The 13220-nt window shown below is 53.3% G+C and carries 12 protein-coding genes; 1 reads left to right on the forward strand and 11 read right to left on the reverse strand.

Features of this window, described 5'->3' with window-relative positions; translation table 11 throughout:
• Positions 1–2 precede the first annotated feature (2 nt).
• The 10 genes from ruvB to DVH26_RS27170 form a co-directional block, all read right to left on the reverse strand.
• Complete coding sequence (gene ruvB, locus DVH26_RS27125) at positions 3–1007, reverse strand: Holliday junction branch migration DNA helicase RuvB (RefSeq protein ID WP_239627518.1); 1005 nt, start codon at positions 1005–1007, stop codon at positions 3–5.
• A 52-nt stretch (positions 1008–1059) separates the two neighbouring features.
• Positions 1060–1698, reverse strand: coding sequence for a Holliday junction branch migration protein RuvA (ruvA, locus tag DVH26_RS27130; protein ID WP_239627521.1), 639 nt, complete (start codon positions 1696–1698; stop codon positions 1060–1062).
• On the reverse strand, positions 1695–2198 hold the full coding sequence (gene ruvC, locus DVH26_RS27135) for a crossover junction endodeoxyribonuclease RuvC (protein ID WP_239627524.1): 504 nt from the start codon (positions 2196–2198) through the stop codon (positions 1695–1697). The genes ruvA and ruvC overlap by 4 nt, the downstream gene beginning before the upstream one ends.
• 181 nt (positions 2199–2379) lie before the next feature.
• Positions 2380–3039 carry a BofC C-terminal domain-containing protein gene (locus DVH26_RS27140; RefSeq protein ID WP_239627526.1) on the reverse strand — a complete coding sequence of 220 codons (660 nt, stop codon included), beginning with the start codon at positions 3037–3039 and terminating at the stop codon, positions 2380–2382.
• 255 nt (positions 3040–3294) lie between these two features.
• The gene (locus DVH26_RS27145) at positions 3295–5181 is read right to left on the reverse strand and encodes a chondroitinase-B domain-containing protein (RefSeq protein WP_239627529.1); all 1887 of its coding nucleotides are present in this window, start codon (positions 5179–5181) and stop codon (positions 3295–3297) included.
• A 221-nt stretch (positions 5182–5402) separates the two neighbouring features.
• Positions 5403–7217: a LysM peptidoglycan-binding domain-containing protein gene (locus DVH26_RS27150; RefSeq protein WP_239627531.1), complete on the reverse strand. Its 1815-nt coding sequence runs from the start codon at positions 7215–7217 to the stop codon at positions 5403–5405.
• Between the two features lie 319 nt (positions 7218–7536).
• Positions 7537–8424 carry a prephenate dehydratase gene (pheA, locus tag DVH26_RS27155; RefSeq protein ID WP_239627533.1) on the reverse strand — a complete coding sequence of 296 codons (888 nt, stop codon included), beginning with the start codon at positions 8422–8424 and terminating at the stop codon, positions 7537–7539.
• Positions 8421–9395: a homoserine kinase gene (thrB, locus tag DVH26_RS27160; protein WP_239627535.1), complete on the reverse strand. Its 975-nt coding sequence runs from the start codon at positions 9393–9395 to the stop codon at positions 8421–8423. Before thrB ends, pheA begins: the two co-directional genes overlap by 4 nt.
• A gap of 91 nt (positions 9396–9486) precedes the next feature.
• Positions 9487–10773 (reverse strand): homoserine dehydrogenase, encoded by a 1287-nt coding sequence (locus DVH26_RS27165; protein WP_239627537.1) that lies wholly within the window; start codon positions 10771–10773, stop codon positions 9487–9489.
• A 75-nt stretch (positions 10774–10848) separates the two neighbouring features.
• On the reverse strand, positions 10849–11319 hold the full coding sequence (locus tag DVH26_RS27170; RefSeq protein ID WP_239635498.1) for an ACT domain-containing protein: 471 nt from the start codon (positions 11317–11319) through the stop codon (positions 10849–10851).
• Positions 11320–11540: 221 nt separating this feature from the next.
• Here DVH26_RS27170 and DVH26_RS27175 point away from each other — a divergent pair, with 221 nt between their 5' ends.
• Complete coding sequence (locus tag DVH26_RS27175; protein ID WP_239627539.1) at positions 11541–12044, forward strand: NUDIX domain-containing protein; 504 nt, start codon at positions 11541–11543, stop codon at positions 12042–12044.
• A gap of 79 nt (positions 12045–12123) precedes the next feature.
• On the opposite strand, the gene DVH26_RS27180 is transcribed toward DVH26_RS27175, so the two are convergent.
• The gene (locus tag DVH26_RS27180) at positions 12124–13176 is read right to left on the reverse strand and encodes an anthranilate phosphoribosyltransferase (protein ID WP_239627541.1); all 1053 of its coding nucleotides are present in this window, start codon (positions 13174–13176) and stop codon (positions 12124–12126) included.
• Positions 13177–13220: the final 44 nt, after the last annotated feature.

Below are 13220 nucleotides of genomic sequence, written 5' to 3' on the forward strand. Positions count from 1 at the left end.
CGCTAGTTGCCGTTCGGTATCGGCAGCCCGAGGTGCTGATACGCCATGTGCGTTGCCACGCGCCCCCGGGGAGTTCTTTGCAAAAATCCGATTTGCAGCAAATAAGGCTCGTAGACGTCCTCAATCGTCTGACTCTCTTCGCCGATCGTTGCGGCAATCGTATCCAGTCCCACTGGCCCGCCTTGGAAGCTAAGAATGATCCCCCGCAGCATTTTATGGTCGATCTCGTCCAAGCCGAGATGATCGATCTGAATACCGAGCAATGCCCGCTTTGCAATCTCGAGCGTAATAATCCCGTCTCCCTTGACCTGCGCGTAGTCTCGCACGCGCTTCAGCAGACGGTTAGCTATCCGCGGAGTTCCCCGCGAACGCTTGCCGATCTCTTCGGATGCCTCGCCGACGATGTGCACTCCCAATATGTCGGCCGTCCGGCTGACAATATAAGCCAGCTCGTCGACCGTATAATATTCCAGCCGGCTTACGACCCCGAACCGGTCGCGCAGCGGTGCCGATAGCAGCCCGGCGCGCGTAGTAGCGCCTACCAGGGTGAATTTGGGAAGATCGAGCCGGACGGAGCGCGCGCTCGGCCCCTTGCCGATGATGATGTCCAGCGCATAATCCTCCATAGCGGGATACAGCACCTCTTCGACCGTACGGTGGAGCCGGTGGATTTCATCGATAAACAAGACGTCGCCTTCCTGCAAATTCGTCAAAATGGCGGCCAAATCTCCGGGACGCTCTATCGCTGGACCGGAGGTTGTCCGCAGGTTAACGCCCAGCTCGTTGGCAATGATGTTCGACAGCGTCGTCTTACCAAGTCCCGGCGGTCCGTACAAGAGCACGTGATCGAGCGCTTCCTTGCGCATTTTGGCGGCTTCTATGTAAATTTTCAAATTTTCCTTCGCTTGTGTCTGTCCGATATATTCCGCCAAATATCTGGGACGCAAGCTCAGCTCCATAACCTGATCTTCCATCATCAGGTTGGCGGATATGATCCGATCTTCCATGGTGGTCCTCCTCAGAATGTTGAGTATTGCCGTAAGCGTAAGCCCATACAGCCTATCTCATCGACTGCTGATACAGCGCCTGCAGCGCCAGCTTCATTACGGCATCGACCGTCTCTACGCCTTGAAGCTTCGGCTTGATCGCCTGACCGGCACGGTCTGCCTCCGCCTCGGTATAGCCGAGGGACATCAGCGCCGCCTTGGCTTCGTTCCAAGCGGAGCCTCCGCCCTGCGCCGGTGTAAACAAATCCGCTTGCCCTGTAAACGAGGACAAGGAGTCCACGCTGGAAGGGATCGCGCCGAGCTTATCCTTCAAATCAAGAATCATCCGCTGCGCCGTCTTGCGGCCGATCCCCGGCAGCTTCGTCAGGAAGCTGATGTTCTCCTGCTGTATCGATGCTGCGATAACCTCCGGCTTGCCTCCGGCCAGAACGCCGATCGCCACTTTAGGCCCGATTCCGTTAACCTCCAGCAGCAGCCGGAACAGTGACTGCTCTTCTCTTGTCGTAAAGCCGAACAATAAATGCGCATCCTCGCGCACGTGGTAATGGATGTAGAGGGTCGTCTCCTCATCCTCCTTGATTTGCACCGAGAAAGGGTTGGCGCAAAACACGCGGTAGCCTACCCCTCGGACGTCCATGACCACATATTCGGTTTCTCTATGTACAATGCTTCCCCGTAAATAATCGATCATCGCTTCGTTACCTCGTTCATTTTTTGTAATAGCGTCGAGGAATGAGCATGGCAAATCGCCACAGCGAGCGCATCCGCCACATCGTCGGGCTTCGGAACAGCCGAAAGGTTTAAAAACATCCGCACCATTTCCTGCACCTGCTTCTTCTCCGCTTTCCCATAGCCAACCACGGCCTGCTTCACCTGAAGCGGCGTATATTCCGCAATGGCGATCTCCCGTTGAACCGCAGCCAGCATCATAACGCCTCTTGCCTGACCTACCGTGAAGGCGGTCGTCACATTGCGGTTAAAAAACAGCTTTTCAATAGCAACCGCATCGGGCTTGTATTTCTCGATCAGCTGCACCGTAGCGTCATAGACCATCTTCAGCCTTAACGCTCCGTCCGTGTGCGCCTCTGTCTGAATGCTGCCGTACTGCACCGGCACTAGCTTGGAGCCTTGCTTATCAATAAACCCGAAGCCGACAATCGCAATCCCCGGGTCAATCCCCATAATCCGCAACCTACCGCACTCTCCCATCTTAAACAAAACCCGAACATATGTGTTCACCTGCCATTATAGCAGATATTGCCCTCCCTGAACACGCCCTAAAAGACTCAAGTACTTTGAAAAACAAAAGACGACCCCGCTCTTATACGAGCGAAGCCGCCTTGCTGCCATACCTTTTATTCCGTTTTCAAAGTCATCGTTTACTCGCTTCTTCCACCGCAAAATCGGCGAACGTAGACAGCACGCTGTTGTATTCCTCTAAATTGCTGACCGGAATGCCCCGGTACAGCTGCTTCACCGTTTCCTTAGGCAGGCTGCTTTCCAGAAACTCAATGTTCAATTGGAAAAAGGTCCGGATCACCTGATTTCCTTCCGGCACTCCCTCGAACAAGGACAGATTTCCTTTGGCGTCGAGGCCGAAATACGCATTGTTCTTGCATTGCGGCGACAAGTCGTCCACCTGCTCCGTAAAATACACGTCTCCGCCCTCACCAAGAACAACGGTCAGAGCCGGATGCTCCTTGTGATACTGCATCATTTGCGACGACGTCATCGTTCCCAGCAGCTGCAGCTCTTCCCCGCATACATAAGCTTTCTTGACAAAAGCTTGCCGTGCTCCGTCCAGCTTCCCGATCATCGCCTGCACTTCCTGCTCCGGCTGCGACGATACGGCTAAATTTCTGCCCAGCACGGACTGATCCAACGGCTCTCCGTCCCATTTGGACGATATCGGATGGTTTTGCAATAGAACGATTGTGACCGAGCTTATTCCTGCAAGCAGTAAAAGCACCGCCAACGTTAACCAACGGCGCTTCCAGCGCAGCTTCTTTTTAATTTTTTTTAGCAAACCCAAGAAGTATCCCCCCGAATCCCCTTTGAAATCAATAGTTGTTTTACTATTTTTCCCATGGTTGTTCAGGATTATACCGCAGCCTATTGGGGCAGCCAATTGGCCGAACCGGGTCCAATCGAAAACGAGCGTGCCCCGAAGAAATTGCGACTCTGCCGTCTCATAAGATGGGACCCAATACTAGCTGGGGGACGAAAAAAACCCGTATCAGCCGATAAAGCTTGCCGACACGGGCTTTCCGATCACAAAGTGAACTGACTATGGAGCGTTAGGACCTACATCCTCTGTGGTTAAAGGCTTGCGGTTGATGGTGGAAGTCGAATATTCATCCGCCCCTACATCCTTCACCGATCTGGTCTGACCGTCCATATCGTCCGTGACGAACGAGAACGTTCCTACCGCAGCGTCGATAGCCGGGCTGGAGGAGGTCAGCTTTTGCAGTCCGTTCGATGCAGCAAGCAGCGGATCGACATTTCGGATTTCAGACGATGTTCTGGACACGTTGCTGATGGTCGAGCCGAAGCCGATGTTCCCTTGGTACACGGTGTTGGAGGTTTTGTATTCGTTGAACAAAACCCCGCTGGAACTCTTCGCAATATTGTTGGCGATCTTGGTGTCTACCGGCGCGTAGGTGTAGCTGGTTCCGGTAGCAATGCTGGTTCCAGTGCTGTTGACGACGGTATTGTTAGTTACCTGAACGCGGTACGCTCTCCAATGAGCGGTCAAATCCGCACTCGTGTAATTCGCACCGTTCGGGCCGGCATCGAAATCTCCGCCGTCAATGTTGATAGCTGCGGTGGTTAAGTTTTCGAAGTAGTTGTTGTAAATTTTGTGATCGTTGCCGTAAATGCGGAAGCCGCCGATGCCGGAAGTCGTACCGTCGCCAAAGAAGAAGTTACCGTAGAAGTTGTCATTGTGCCCGTGTCTTGCCGTTACGGTCGCTTTGTTGTTCCGGAACGTATTGTAGCGGACGTCGTTGCTCTTGCTCTTCACCGAAATAACCTCGGGATCGCTGTGCAGATTGACGAACAGATTGTACTGGATCACATTGAAGCCGTCGGACATGGACAAGCCGGATAAGCCGACCCGGATCGTCTCTCCGCCATTGGACGTTTGTGCTGCGGCGTCATGGAAGTAGTTATATTCGATCGTGTTATACTGCGCGACCTGACCTCCCGATCCGTCGATCGAAATCATTTGCCCCAGATCGGTTCTCGGACCGAATTCATTACGGTCTATTTGGTTGTAGTTGCTTCCCGAGCCATTGAGCACGATCCATTTTGTTGCGGCCGTATTCGTTGCAAGCACCAGCTTGTTTCGGGTAATGCGGACATGATCTGTGGATGCAAGAGAAATAGCCGTTCCGCTGTTCGTAAATTTCATGCCCTGGATCGTAATGTAAGAGGAATCGCTCAGTTTAAAGCCGCCGGTGCCTGCGATCGTAGCCGAGCCCTGATTTGCCGCTTTGATCACGATGGGACTGGCTGCCGTGCCGTTTTTGGACGTAATATTGAACGGCCCGTTATAAGTCCCGTTGGCAAGCACGATCGTCGTGCCCGGAGTGGCTGCATTTATCGCGGAGGTCAAGGCGGATGCGGTAGACACATTGACGATCGTCCCTCCGCTGCCTCCAGAGGAAGCATCCCCGAAGATTTCCACCTCGGTATAGCTGTTCCAGGCGTTGAGAGAATTGCCATGGCCTACAATACGGACATAGCGTGCAGGATCCACATCAGGGAAATCAAACGTCTGCAGTCCGTCAACCAAAGCGCTTGTTACATTGGATTGCACCGTTGAGAAATTGGTATTGTCTACGGAGGTTTGAATATCGAAGGAGGATGTTCTTGCGGTGCTGTTCAAAAATGCTATTTTGATGAAGGAAACCTTTTTGTTCGAGCCCAGATCATACTTGATCCATTGGCCGTCTCCGCTGGCGGACCAACGGGTGTTCAAATCGCCGTCCACCGTGTTGCCCGGCACGTTCCCGTCGTCGGCGCTGGCGCTTACGGCCGAGGACGTCAGATTGAACTTCGCGTCTGCCGCGAATCCAACCCCGGGCAGCAGGGTTGCCAGCATGCAAATAACCATCGCAATACCCATCATTTTGTTGCGGATCAACATCATTCGCCACCATCCTTTATTCATTTTTCATACCTTCCCTCAAAATGAAAACGCTTTATCACCTCCTTTCCATCAATGTATCACACCTCACAATTGGAAGAATATAGCGATTATTCAGGTGTAATAGGCTTAAATTCATATTCTCAACAATGCTTGTCTCCGTTCGGTTCATCCAAAGGTCAAAAACAAAAAAACCGGAAACGGGACGCTTCCGGCTTAGGTCTACCATAACCAAGGAACTGGGTTTAAACGTTAATCCACGGACTTCTTTTCGCTTTCGGCTTCAACGAGCCGGTGCGTGCGCGGCGCTGACTTTGAATCAACCGGTTGAGGGCTACTTCAGCGGAAGAGCGTTTTTTTTTACTGACTCGTTTTGCGGGTTTTTCCGTTTTTTGCGAAACGCCGGCCGTCAAATCGCCATTTTCCTGCTGATCCTGCTCCAGATCACGGAACGAGTTCTCTTGCCCTGCATCATGAATTCCGGCATAAGGATCGCCATATGGAGACATCGGATGCCCGTACATAGGGTATACCGGACCCGGATAAGCTGCTCCGAACAGCCTTGGATCATAGCCATATGGATAACAAGGCTCTTCGCCTGCAGGACCTACGGCAGTTGGATATGGCACGTTCGAGTACGGCATAGACATAGGCATAGACATTGGCATGTAAGGCTGTTGAGCCGCCTGAGCCATAAACGGGCTTTCCATCTGCTGAGCATACGGAAATGGCTTGCCGTGATCGTGAGCTGGCGATACTTGAGCAGGCGATACATAGCCGCCGCAGCCGCAGCCTCCAGCGTGATGAATCGGATATGGAGTTACCGGGGCAAAGTTCTGATACGGCATATGAGAAGCCATAGGCATTTGAGCCATATGCGGCATTTCCGGCTCGTTCTGCGGCCACATGCTCATCGGCTGATGGTCGAAGGACATAACCTCGGCTGCAGGAACCTGGAACTGCTCGAACAGATTGGCCGATGGCTGCTGGCCAAACGGCATGTTAGGAGAAGCTTCCTGGCCGGCTCCGAATACATTATCGCCGAAAGGCATTGCACTGAAAGGATGCGCTTCGTGCTCCGCCGAGTATGGCATGAACGGCTGTTGGTTCATATTCGGCATTGTTGGCATTGTTGGCGTTGTTGGCATTGTTGGCATTGTTGGCGTTGTTGGCATTGTTGGCATTGTTGGCATCATAGGCATTTGCGGCATTTGGGGCATGCTCTGAGCTTCGGAAACAAACGGATGCTCATTCATATTCGGCATAGCCGGCATTTGAGGAATGCTTTGAATTTCGGGAGTATACGGCTGCTGGTTCATATTCGGCATGGCCGGCATCTGAGGAATGCTCTGAATTTCGGGAGTATACGGCTGCTGGTTTACATTGGGCATAGCCGGCATCTGAGGGATGCTTTGAATCTCAGGGACGAAAGGCTGCTGATTCACGTTCGGCATAACAGGCATCGGCTGCTGCGGAATGCTTTGAATTTCAGGAACGAACGGCTGTTGATTTACGTTCGGCATTACCGGCATCGGCTGTTCTGGGATGCTCTGAATTTCGGGAACGGACGGCTGCTGGTTTACGTTCGGCATTACCGGCATCTCGACATTAGGCTCAGGCATTTCCGGTACGGGAGCTGGAAGCGGAGTCGGTACCTCTTGGATCGGCGCCGTGCTCTTTTTGCCATGTTGACCCGGATTCATATGGTGTCCGCCTTGATGATGCGAATGCGATTTTGGAATGTAGACAATATCGCCCGTCATCAGCACGTTCGGATTTTTCAGCTGCGGGTTGGCTGCGATCAAATCATTTAACGGGATGTTCCATGCTTTGGACAGCTTCCACAGCGTATCACCTTGTACTACGGTATGTTTGTAAAGATAGTCCGTTGGGGGCTCCACCGGTTTGGGAGCATTCGGGATTTTCACCTTCATGCCCACATCAATAACATTCGGGTCGGCGATTTGCGGGTTCATTTCGATCAACTTATCCAGATCAACGTGGTATTTTTGCGCGATTTGGTAGAGCGACTCGCCTTTCTTGACCATATGGATTTTCACTGCATAAACCTCCTCAGCATTTTCTTTGAACCGCCCTCCTTTCTGCAACCGGTAAAGGTCACATGGAGAAGACCGCTCGCTTTCGCATAGCACGATACTGCCCAAGAAGCTCTAAATCCGCTGCTGACGGGTGCTGCTTCAACGCCACACGTGCCAAAACAAAATGACAATACAGTTTATGCAGGATAGTGGGCATTTGACCATGAACCCGGGAAAAAAACATAACAGAACCCGGCAAAAGCAAAAAAGCAGGAAATCACCGGGCCGTTCTTGGAGACGGCGGTTCTTCCTGCTCATAAATATGCATCTGCGATGCAAGTTATTCGAATGTACCCGATTTCACTGGTTCGTAAGCGTACGTCGGGTAGCTGCCCATGATTCTCACCTGGCATCCGATCGCTTCAATCTCTTGAAGGGCGGCGGGCAGCAGAACGGAATCCATGGAAGCTTCAATATCGATATAAAAGAAATAAGTACCGAGCTTCTTCTTCGTTGGCCTCGACTCGATCTTGGACAAGTTGATGCGCCTCCAGGCGAACGCGGACAACAGCTGATGCAATCCGCCCGGATAATCGTCGGGCAGCGTCACGGTTATCGTCGTCTTGGTCATAGCGGCATCGTGGCCGCTCAGCCGGATCGGTTCCGGACCGACGAGAACGAAGCGGGTATAGTTGTTATGGTGGTCCTGAACGCCTTGCGCCCAGGTGTTCAGGCCATACAGAGCGCCTGCGCCCGCTGGAGATAGAGCGGCAACCTCAGGGCTTCCCAGCTCTTTCACCATCCGGGCGGCCTCGCCGTTGCTGCCTACCTGCTCCAGCTCGACATGCGGCAAATATTTACGAAGAAACTGACGGCATTGCGTCAACGTAACGCCGTGGGAGACGATCTTCTTGAGCCTGCTGCAGCCGGCTTCAAGAGACGGCCCCAAGCTTTCCGTACTAAGCAAATTGATCGAGATCGGATACACCCATTCGGCCTGCATAGGCAGGTCCACTTCATGGACCAGCCAGTCCAGATGGAGGCTTACGGAGCCGTCGAACGTATTCTCGATTGGAATGACACTATAATCGGTTTGGCCGTTGACTGTAGACATGAACACGTCGTCAATCAGCTTGCAGTTCACGTATTCAAAGGCGCTCTCGCCCAAATAGTGAATCGCCGATTCCGAGGTGAACGTGCCCGGACCTAATAGCGCAATACGCTTCATGCGCGGACATCTCCTTTGATGTTTTCGAATAATGTACACTGTTCATCAAAGTGTGTCAACACCTGTACGCCGCCGCGATCCGGCTTAAGCCACATGAGCGTGGCTTCGATCTGCTCGTCCTTCAGCGTGCCGAGCAGAAACTGCTCCAGCTCCGCCTTGCGGGAGCTGTTCTTGTCCACGAGCGCGAGCATCGTCGGCCCCGCGCCGCTCAATGCCACGCCGAGGGCGCCGTGATCCGTCGCCTCGGCCAAAATCTTGGCCAGGCCCGGCACGAGCGCGGCCCGGTAAGGCTGATGCAGCGCGTCCTTCATCGCGCTGGCAATCATGTCGAGCCGCCCCGTGCAGAAGGCGGCTACGAGCACGGACGAATGCCCGACGTTGAACACGGCATTCGACAGGCTCTGCTCGCGCGGCAGCACATGCCGCGCTTTCTCCGTCGACAGCTGGAAGTGGGGGATCGCCACCAGCACTTCCAGCCTGTCGTCAGGCTCGACGCGGATATACTCCGCGCGCTGGCCGTCCCAGAAGGCGACGACGAGGCCGCCGAACAACGCCGCCCCGACATTGTCGGGGTGGTGCTCCAGCGCCGTCGCCATCTGGAAGAGCGCATCATCGGACAGCGGGCAGCCGATGAGTGCATTCGCGGCCGCCAGGGCGCCCACGATGGCCGACGCGCTGCTGCCGAGCCCGCGCGTGAGCGGAATGTCGCTGTACATGGAAATTTCCAGTTCCGGGTGATGAACCCCGGCTTTCTCGAACACCATCTGCGCGACTTTATAGATCAGGTTCGACTTGTCCGTTGGAATGCCGTTCATTTGATCCCCGATCAAATGAATCCGCGTTTCTTCCGCCAAGCTCATTTCAATCCAAGCATAGAGGTCAAGCGCCATCCCCAGCGTATCGAAGCCGGGGCCCAGGTTGGCCGTGCTGGCCGGTACCTTGACGCGTACTTTGTTATTGCTGCTATTCATACATCGTCCCTTACCCTTCGAGCTTTATCAATCGATCCGGTATTGCTGTGCAGCTGCCGCTGTCGTACCGGCTGCATATGGAGCCGGCGCGTTAGCCTTCGACACGGTACACGCTCTTGATCGCATGCACGACATCCATCGATTCAAACTGCTTAAGCACTTTATTCATAGCGGCCTTATTGGCATCATGTGTGATAATGATAATTTCCGCCTTCGGATTCGCCTGGTTCGGATGCTGAAGAACGGACTCCAGGCTCACCTCATGCTCGGCGAACACTTGCGTAATTTGCGCCAGCACGCCCGCTTTATCTTCTACATGAAGCAAGATAAAGTTTTTGGAGGCGATTTGCTCATCGGTCTTCAGCTTCTTCTCTTTATATGGAGTAAAGCCGCGCTGGCCGTTGATGCCGAGCTTCAGGTTACGCACGACGGCAACGAGATCCGCTACGATCGATGTGGCCGTCGGCATTTCTCCCGCTCCCGGTCCGTAGAACATCGTTTCCCCTACCGCTTCCCCGTAGACGTAAACTGCGTTGAACACGCCGTTGACCGATGCGAGCGGATGGGAATGCTTCACCATCGTAGGCTGGACGCTGATGCTGATATGATCGTCCTGGCGCTCTGCAATACCGAGCAGCTTCACTTCGTAGCCGAGACGCTTGCCGTAGGCGATATCTTCCTTGGATACTTGGCTGATGCCGCGCACTTCCACATCGCTCAGAGCGACATTCGCATGGAAGCCGAGCGTTCCGAGAATCGTCATTTTGCGGGCGGCATCGAAGCCTTCCACGTCGGATGTCGGATCCGCTTCAGCATAGCCGAGCTGTTGGGCTTCCTTAAGCACGTCCGCATACGCGGCGCCTTCCTGGCTCATTTTCGTCAATATATAGTTGGTCGTCCCGTTGACGATCCCCATAATTTTCGTAATGCGGTCCGAAGAGAAGCCTTCGATCAAAGTGCGGATGATCGGAATGCCGCCCGCCACGCTCGCCTCGTAGAATACGTCGCAGCCCTTCTCGGACGCTTTGGCCATAATCTCCTGACCGTGCAGCGCCATCAAATCTTTGTTCGCCGTGACGATATGCTTGCCTTTCTCCAAAGCTTCCAATATATATTGCTTCGCCAGATCGATCCCGCCCATCACTTCGACGACGATATTGATTTCCGGATCATCTAGAACATCCCAAGGATTTTCCGTCAGCTTATCCGGATGAATGGCAATGCTGCGGGGCTTGTTTTTATCCTGCACCACAATCTTGGCAATCTCAATAGTCGCGCCCGTCTGACTTGACAAGTCCTGCTGATGCCCTTCCACGATGCGGACCACACCTGTACCCACCGTTCCTAATCCAAGTAAACCTACCTTGATTGATTTCATACTCAAGCTCCTCCTTTATCTGATCGCACTCAATGTGCATGAACATGTGCAAAATGGAATAAACTGCTGTTAAGACTACCCTTGTCCTACCAGAACGGCTCTGCTGACCCCATCCTGATTCCTCAATCGCTCCAGCATCGTTACGACCGTCTCGATCATCAACGACGTCTCGACGGAAATGACGACATTCGCGACTCCCTGCAGCGGAATGGTCTGGTGAATGGTCAGTACGTTCCCTTCCAGCCCGGCTATCATAGCAAGCACGCGGGATAATATACCCGAACGGTGCTCCAGATCCATCGAGATCGTCACGATCCTCTCCCGCTCCAGCTTGCTGAGTGGAAAGATGCCGTCCTTATACTTGTAAAAAGCGCTGCGGCTAAGCTCCACCTGCTCGACCGCTTCGTGAATCGTCTTCACTTCTCCCCGGGCAAGCAGCTCCTTGGCATGCACGGTCTTGACCAGCGCTTCGGGCAAAATATCTTCCCTCACCAGATAATACCGTTCGCTGCCGTCCGGCCGGGTATCAGCCTCTTTTTTATCCAGCACGATAACAGTCCTCTCCAAAAAGACGATTGTTTCTTCATAGTGGACATTATATCGAAAATGGCCGCATACGGCAATAGGCTTTTTCAAAGCTTTTATGAAGGGATGTCCCGTTTTCATAAAGTCTCCACATCTGTTCGCCGTCGGCCGTCCCGTTTCATGATATGGTTTGAGAGGGAAGTCCTGTATTTATAATGCCCTGCAAAAGGAGAGATTTGCATTTGATCCGCACGCGACTTATGGCTACCGCCATGTTATTCAACGAGAATGACCTGTTGATGATGAAACGATCCCCTACGCGAACGCTGAATCCGGGGATGTGGGCCGCTGTCGGCGGACATCTGGAGCCTGAGGAACTAAACGACCCGCAGCAGGCTTGTCTGAGGGAGGTTTTCGAGGAGACCGGCCTTCGGGAAACGGACATCACCGATTTGCGCCTGCAATACATTCTCATCAGGCAGAACCAATTGGAGATTCGCCAGCAGTACATTTATACGGCCCATACTTTACGCAGAGACGTTCTGCAAACCGAAGAAGGCACATTGCACTGGATCCCCCGGGAGCAAGTGCTGCAGCGCGATATTCCGTTCATTTATCATAAGCTTCTGGAGCACTATTTTGCGAGCGGTCCGGCCGATCATATATGGGTGGGAATAGCCGGCTCCAAAGAGCGTAACATACCAACGGTTCATTGGACCATCATGGTGGATCCGATGAAGTTGTAACCCAAAAGAAAGAGGCCGTCTGAAGCCAGCAGGAGCATCTGGATTCGGACAACCTCTTTTTTCCTTTTTGGTTTGTGTATCAATTAGCCTGCCGGTGCTGCTTGAAGGTGCTCTTATTGCTGAGCTCCCGCCATCGATCCAGTATTTTCAGCGCTTCCTTGCGCTGCAGCAGCGACCGGGCAAGCTGGAAGCCTTCTTCATAGCTGCCTACCTTATCAAACCAGTACAGCCTCAGACCGGTATTGAAAATGACGTGCTCCCGTTCATTGCGGATATCCTCGGAATCGTCGCCTTGAATGACTCTGACGAGAAGCTTCAGCTGCTCGTCTTTTTCGCACTTCTCAAGCGGCTCACCATGGAAGCCGAACGTCGCGGGATCGACGCTGTTGGATTCGTCCCCCCAAGGCGTTACTTTGCGAATCGAGCTTGTTTTGTACAGCGGCAAATCCTCTGAGCCTTCAATCCCCTGAACGATGTAGGCCGTCTCGAAGCCGGACTTCGGCAGCAGCTGAATCAAATGCGTCATGGCGGTCTTGTGATTGACTCCGATGATGATATTTTGCGAATGGACAGGATTGATAACCTTCTCAACCGTATTCAAAAAGGTTCTCAAGCCCATCTGCTCTCTGACATGGCGAATGCGGCCGAACGGCGGACAGATCAGATCCGTCCAGATGAAACCGATATTCAATGCGGAAAATATCGATTCCCACTCCTGAGCTTCCATCTCGATCTGGACGCCGAGGCCTTCCAACAGCTCCTTAATCGACTGACCTAGCTTTGGAGGCAGCGAATTGCTTCCGTGCAGCACCTGCCGGAAGCCGACCGAGGCCATCAGCAGGCTGACCGGAATCGTTATCGGAAAATAATTGCGCCCGTCATACGGTCCCGCACAGTTCAAAGAATCCGAGAAGGACCGGTAAGGAAGAGAATATTTGCGAAACACATCAATGAAGCCCATCATCTCTTCATCGTCCTCGCCCTTCATTCGCATAGCCATCAAAAACGCCGCCGTCTGCGCATCGGTCGACTCTCCACGGGCGATAGCATGGGCCGCCGCAACCGCTTCATCATAAGTCAGGTGGCGTGAACCGACTTTGCCGGTGCCCACCGTTTTTATCCATTGCTTCATGATGTCACCTCGCTTCTGATCGCTGAAGAATCAAGCCGGATCAA

The organism is Paenibacillus sp. H1-7 (genome assembly GCF_022354825.1).
Lineage (GTDB): Bacteria > Bacillota > Bacilli > Paenibacillales > NBRC-103111 > Paenibacillus_S.

What these genes read in the sequence shown, in the direction of transcription:
- ruvB (WP_239627518.1), bottom strand. Translation starts at nt 1,007, where the DNA reads ATGGAAGATCGGATCATATCCGCCAACCTGATGATGGAAGATCAGGTT.
- ruvA (WP_239627521.1), bottom strand. Translation starts at nt 1,698, where the DNA reads ATGATCGATTATTTACGGGGAAGCATTGTACATAGAGAAACCGAATAT.
- DVH26_RS27145 (WP_239627529.1), bottom strand. Translation starts at nt 5,181, where the DNA reads ATGAATAAAGGATGGTGGCGAATGATGTTGATCCGCAACAAAATGATG.
- pheA (WP_239627533.1), bottom strand. Translation starts at nt 8,424, where the DNA reads ATGAAGCGTATTGCGCTATTAGGTCCGGGCACGTTCACCTCGGAATCG.
- thrB (WP_239627535.1), bottom strand. Translation starts at nt 9,395, where the DNA reads ATGAATAGCAGCAATAACAAAGTACGCGTCAAGGTACCGGCCAGCACG.
- DVH26_RS27165 (WP_239627537.1), bottom strand. Translation starts at nt 10,773, where the DNA reads ATGAAATCAATCAAGGTAGGTTTACTTGGATTAGGAACGGTGGGTACA.
- DVH26_RS27180 (WP_239627541.1), bottom strand. Translation starts at nt 13,176, where the DNA reads ATGAAGCAATGGATAAAAACGGTGGGCACCGGCAAAGTCGGTTCACGC.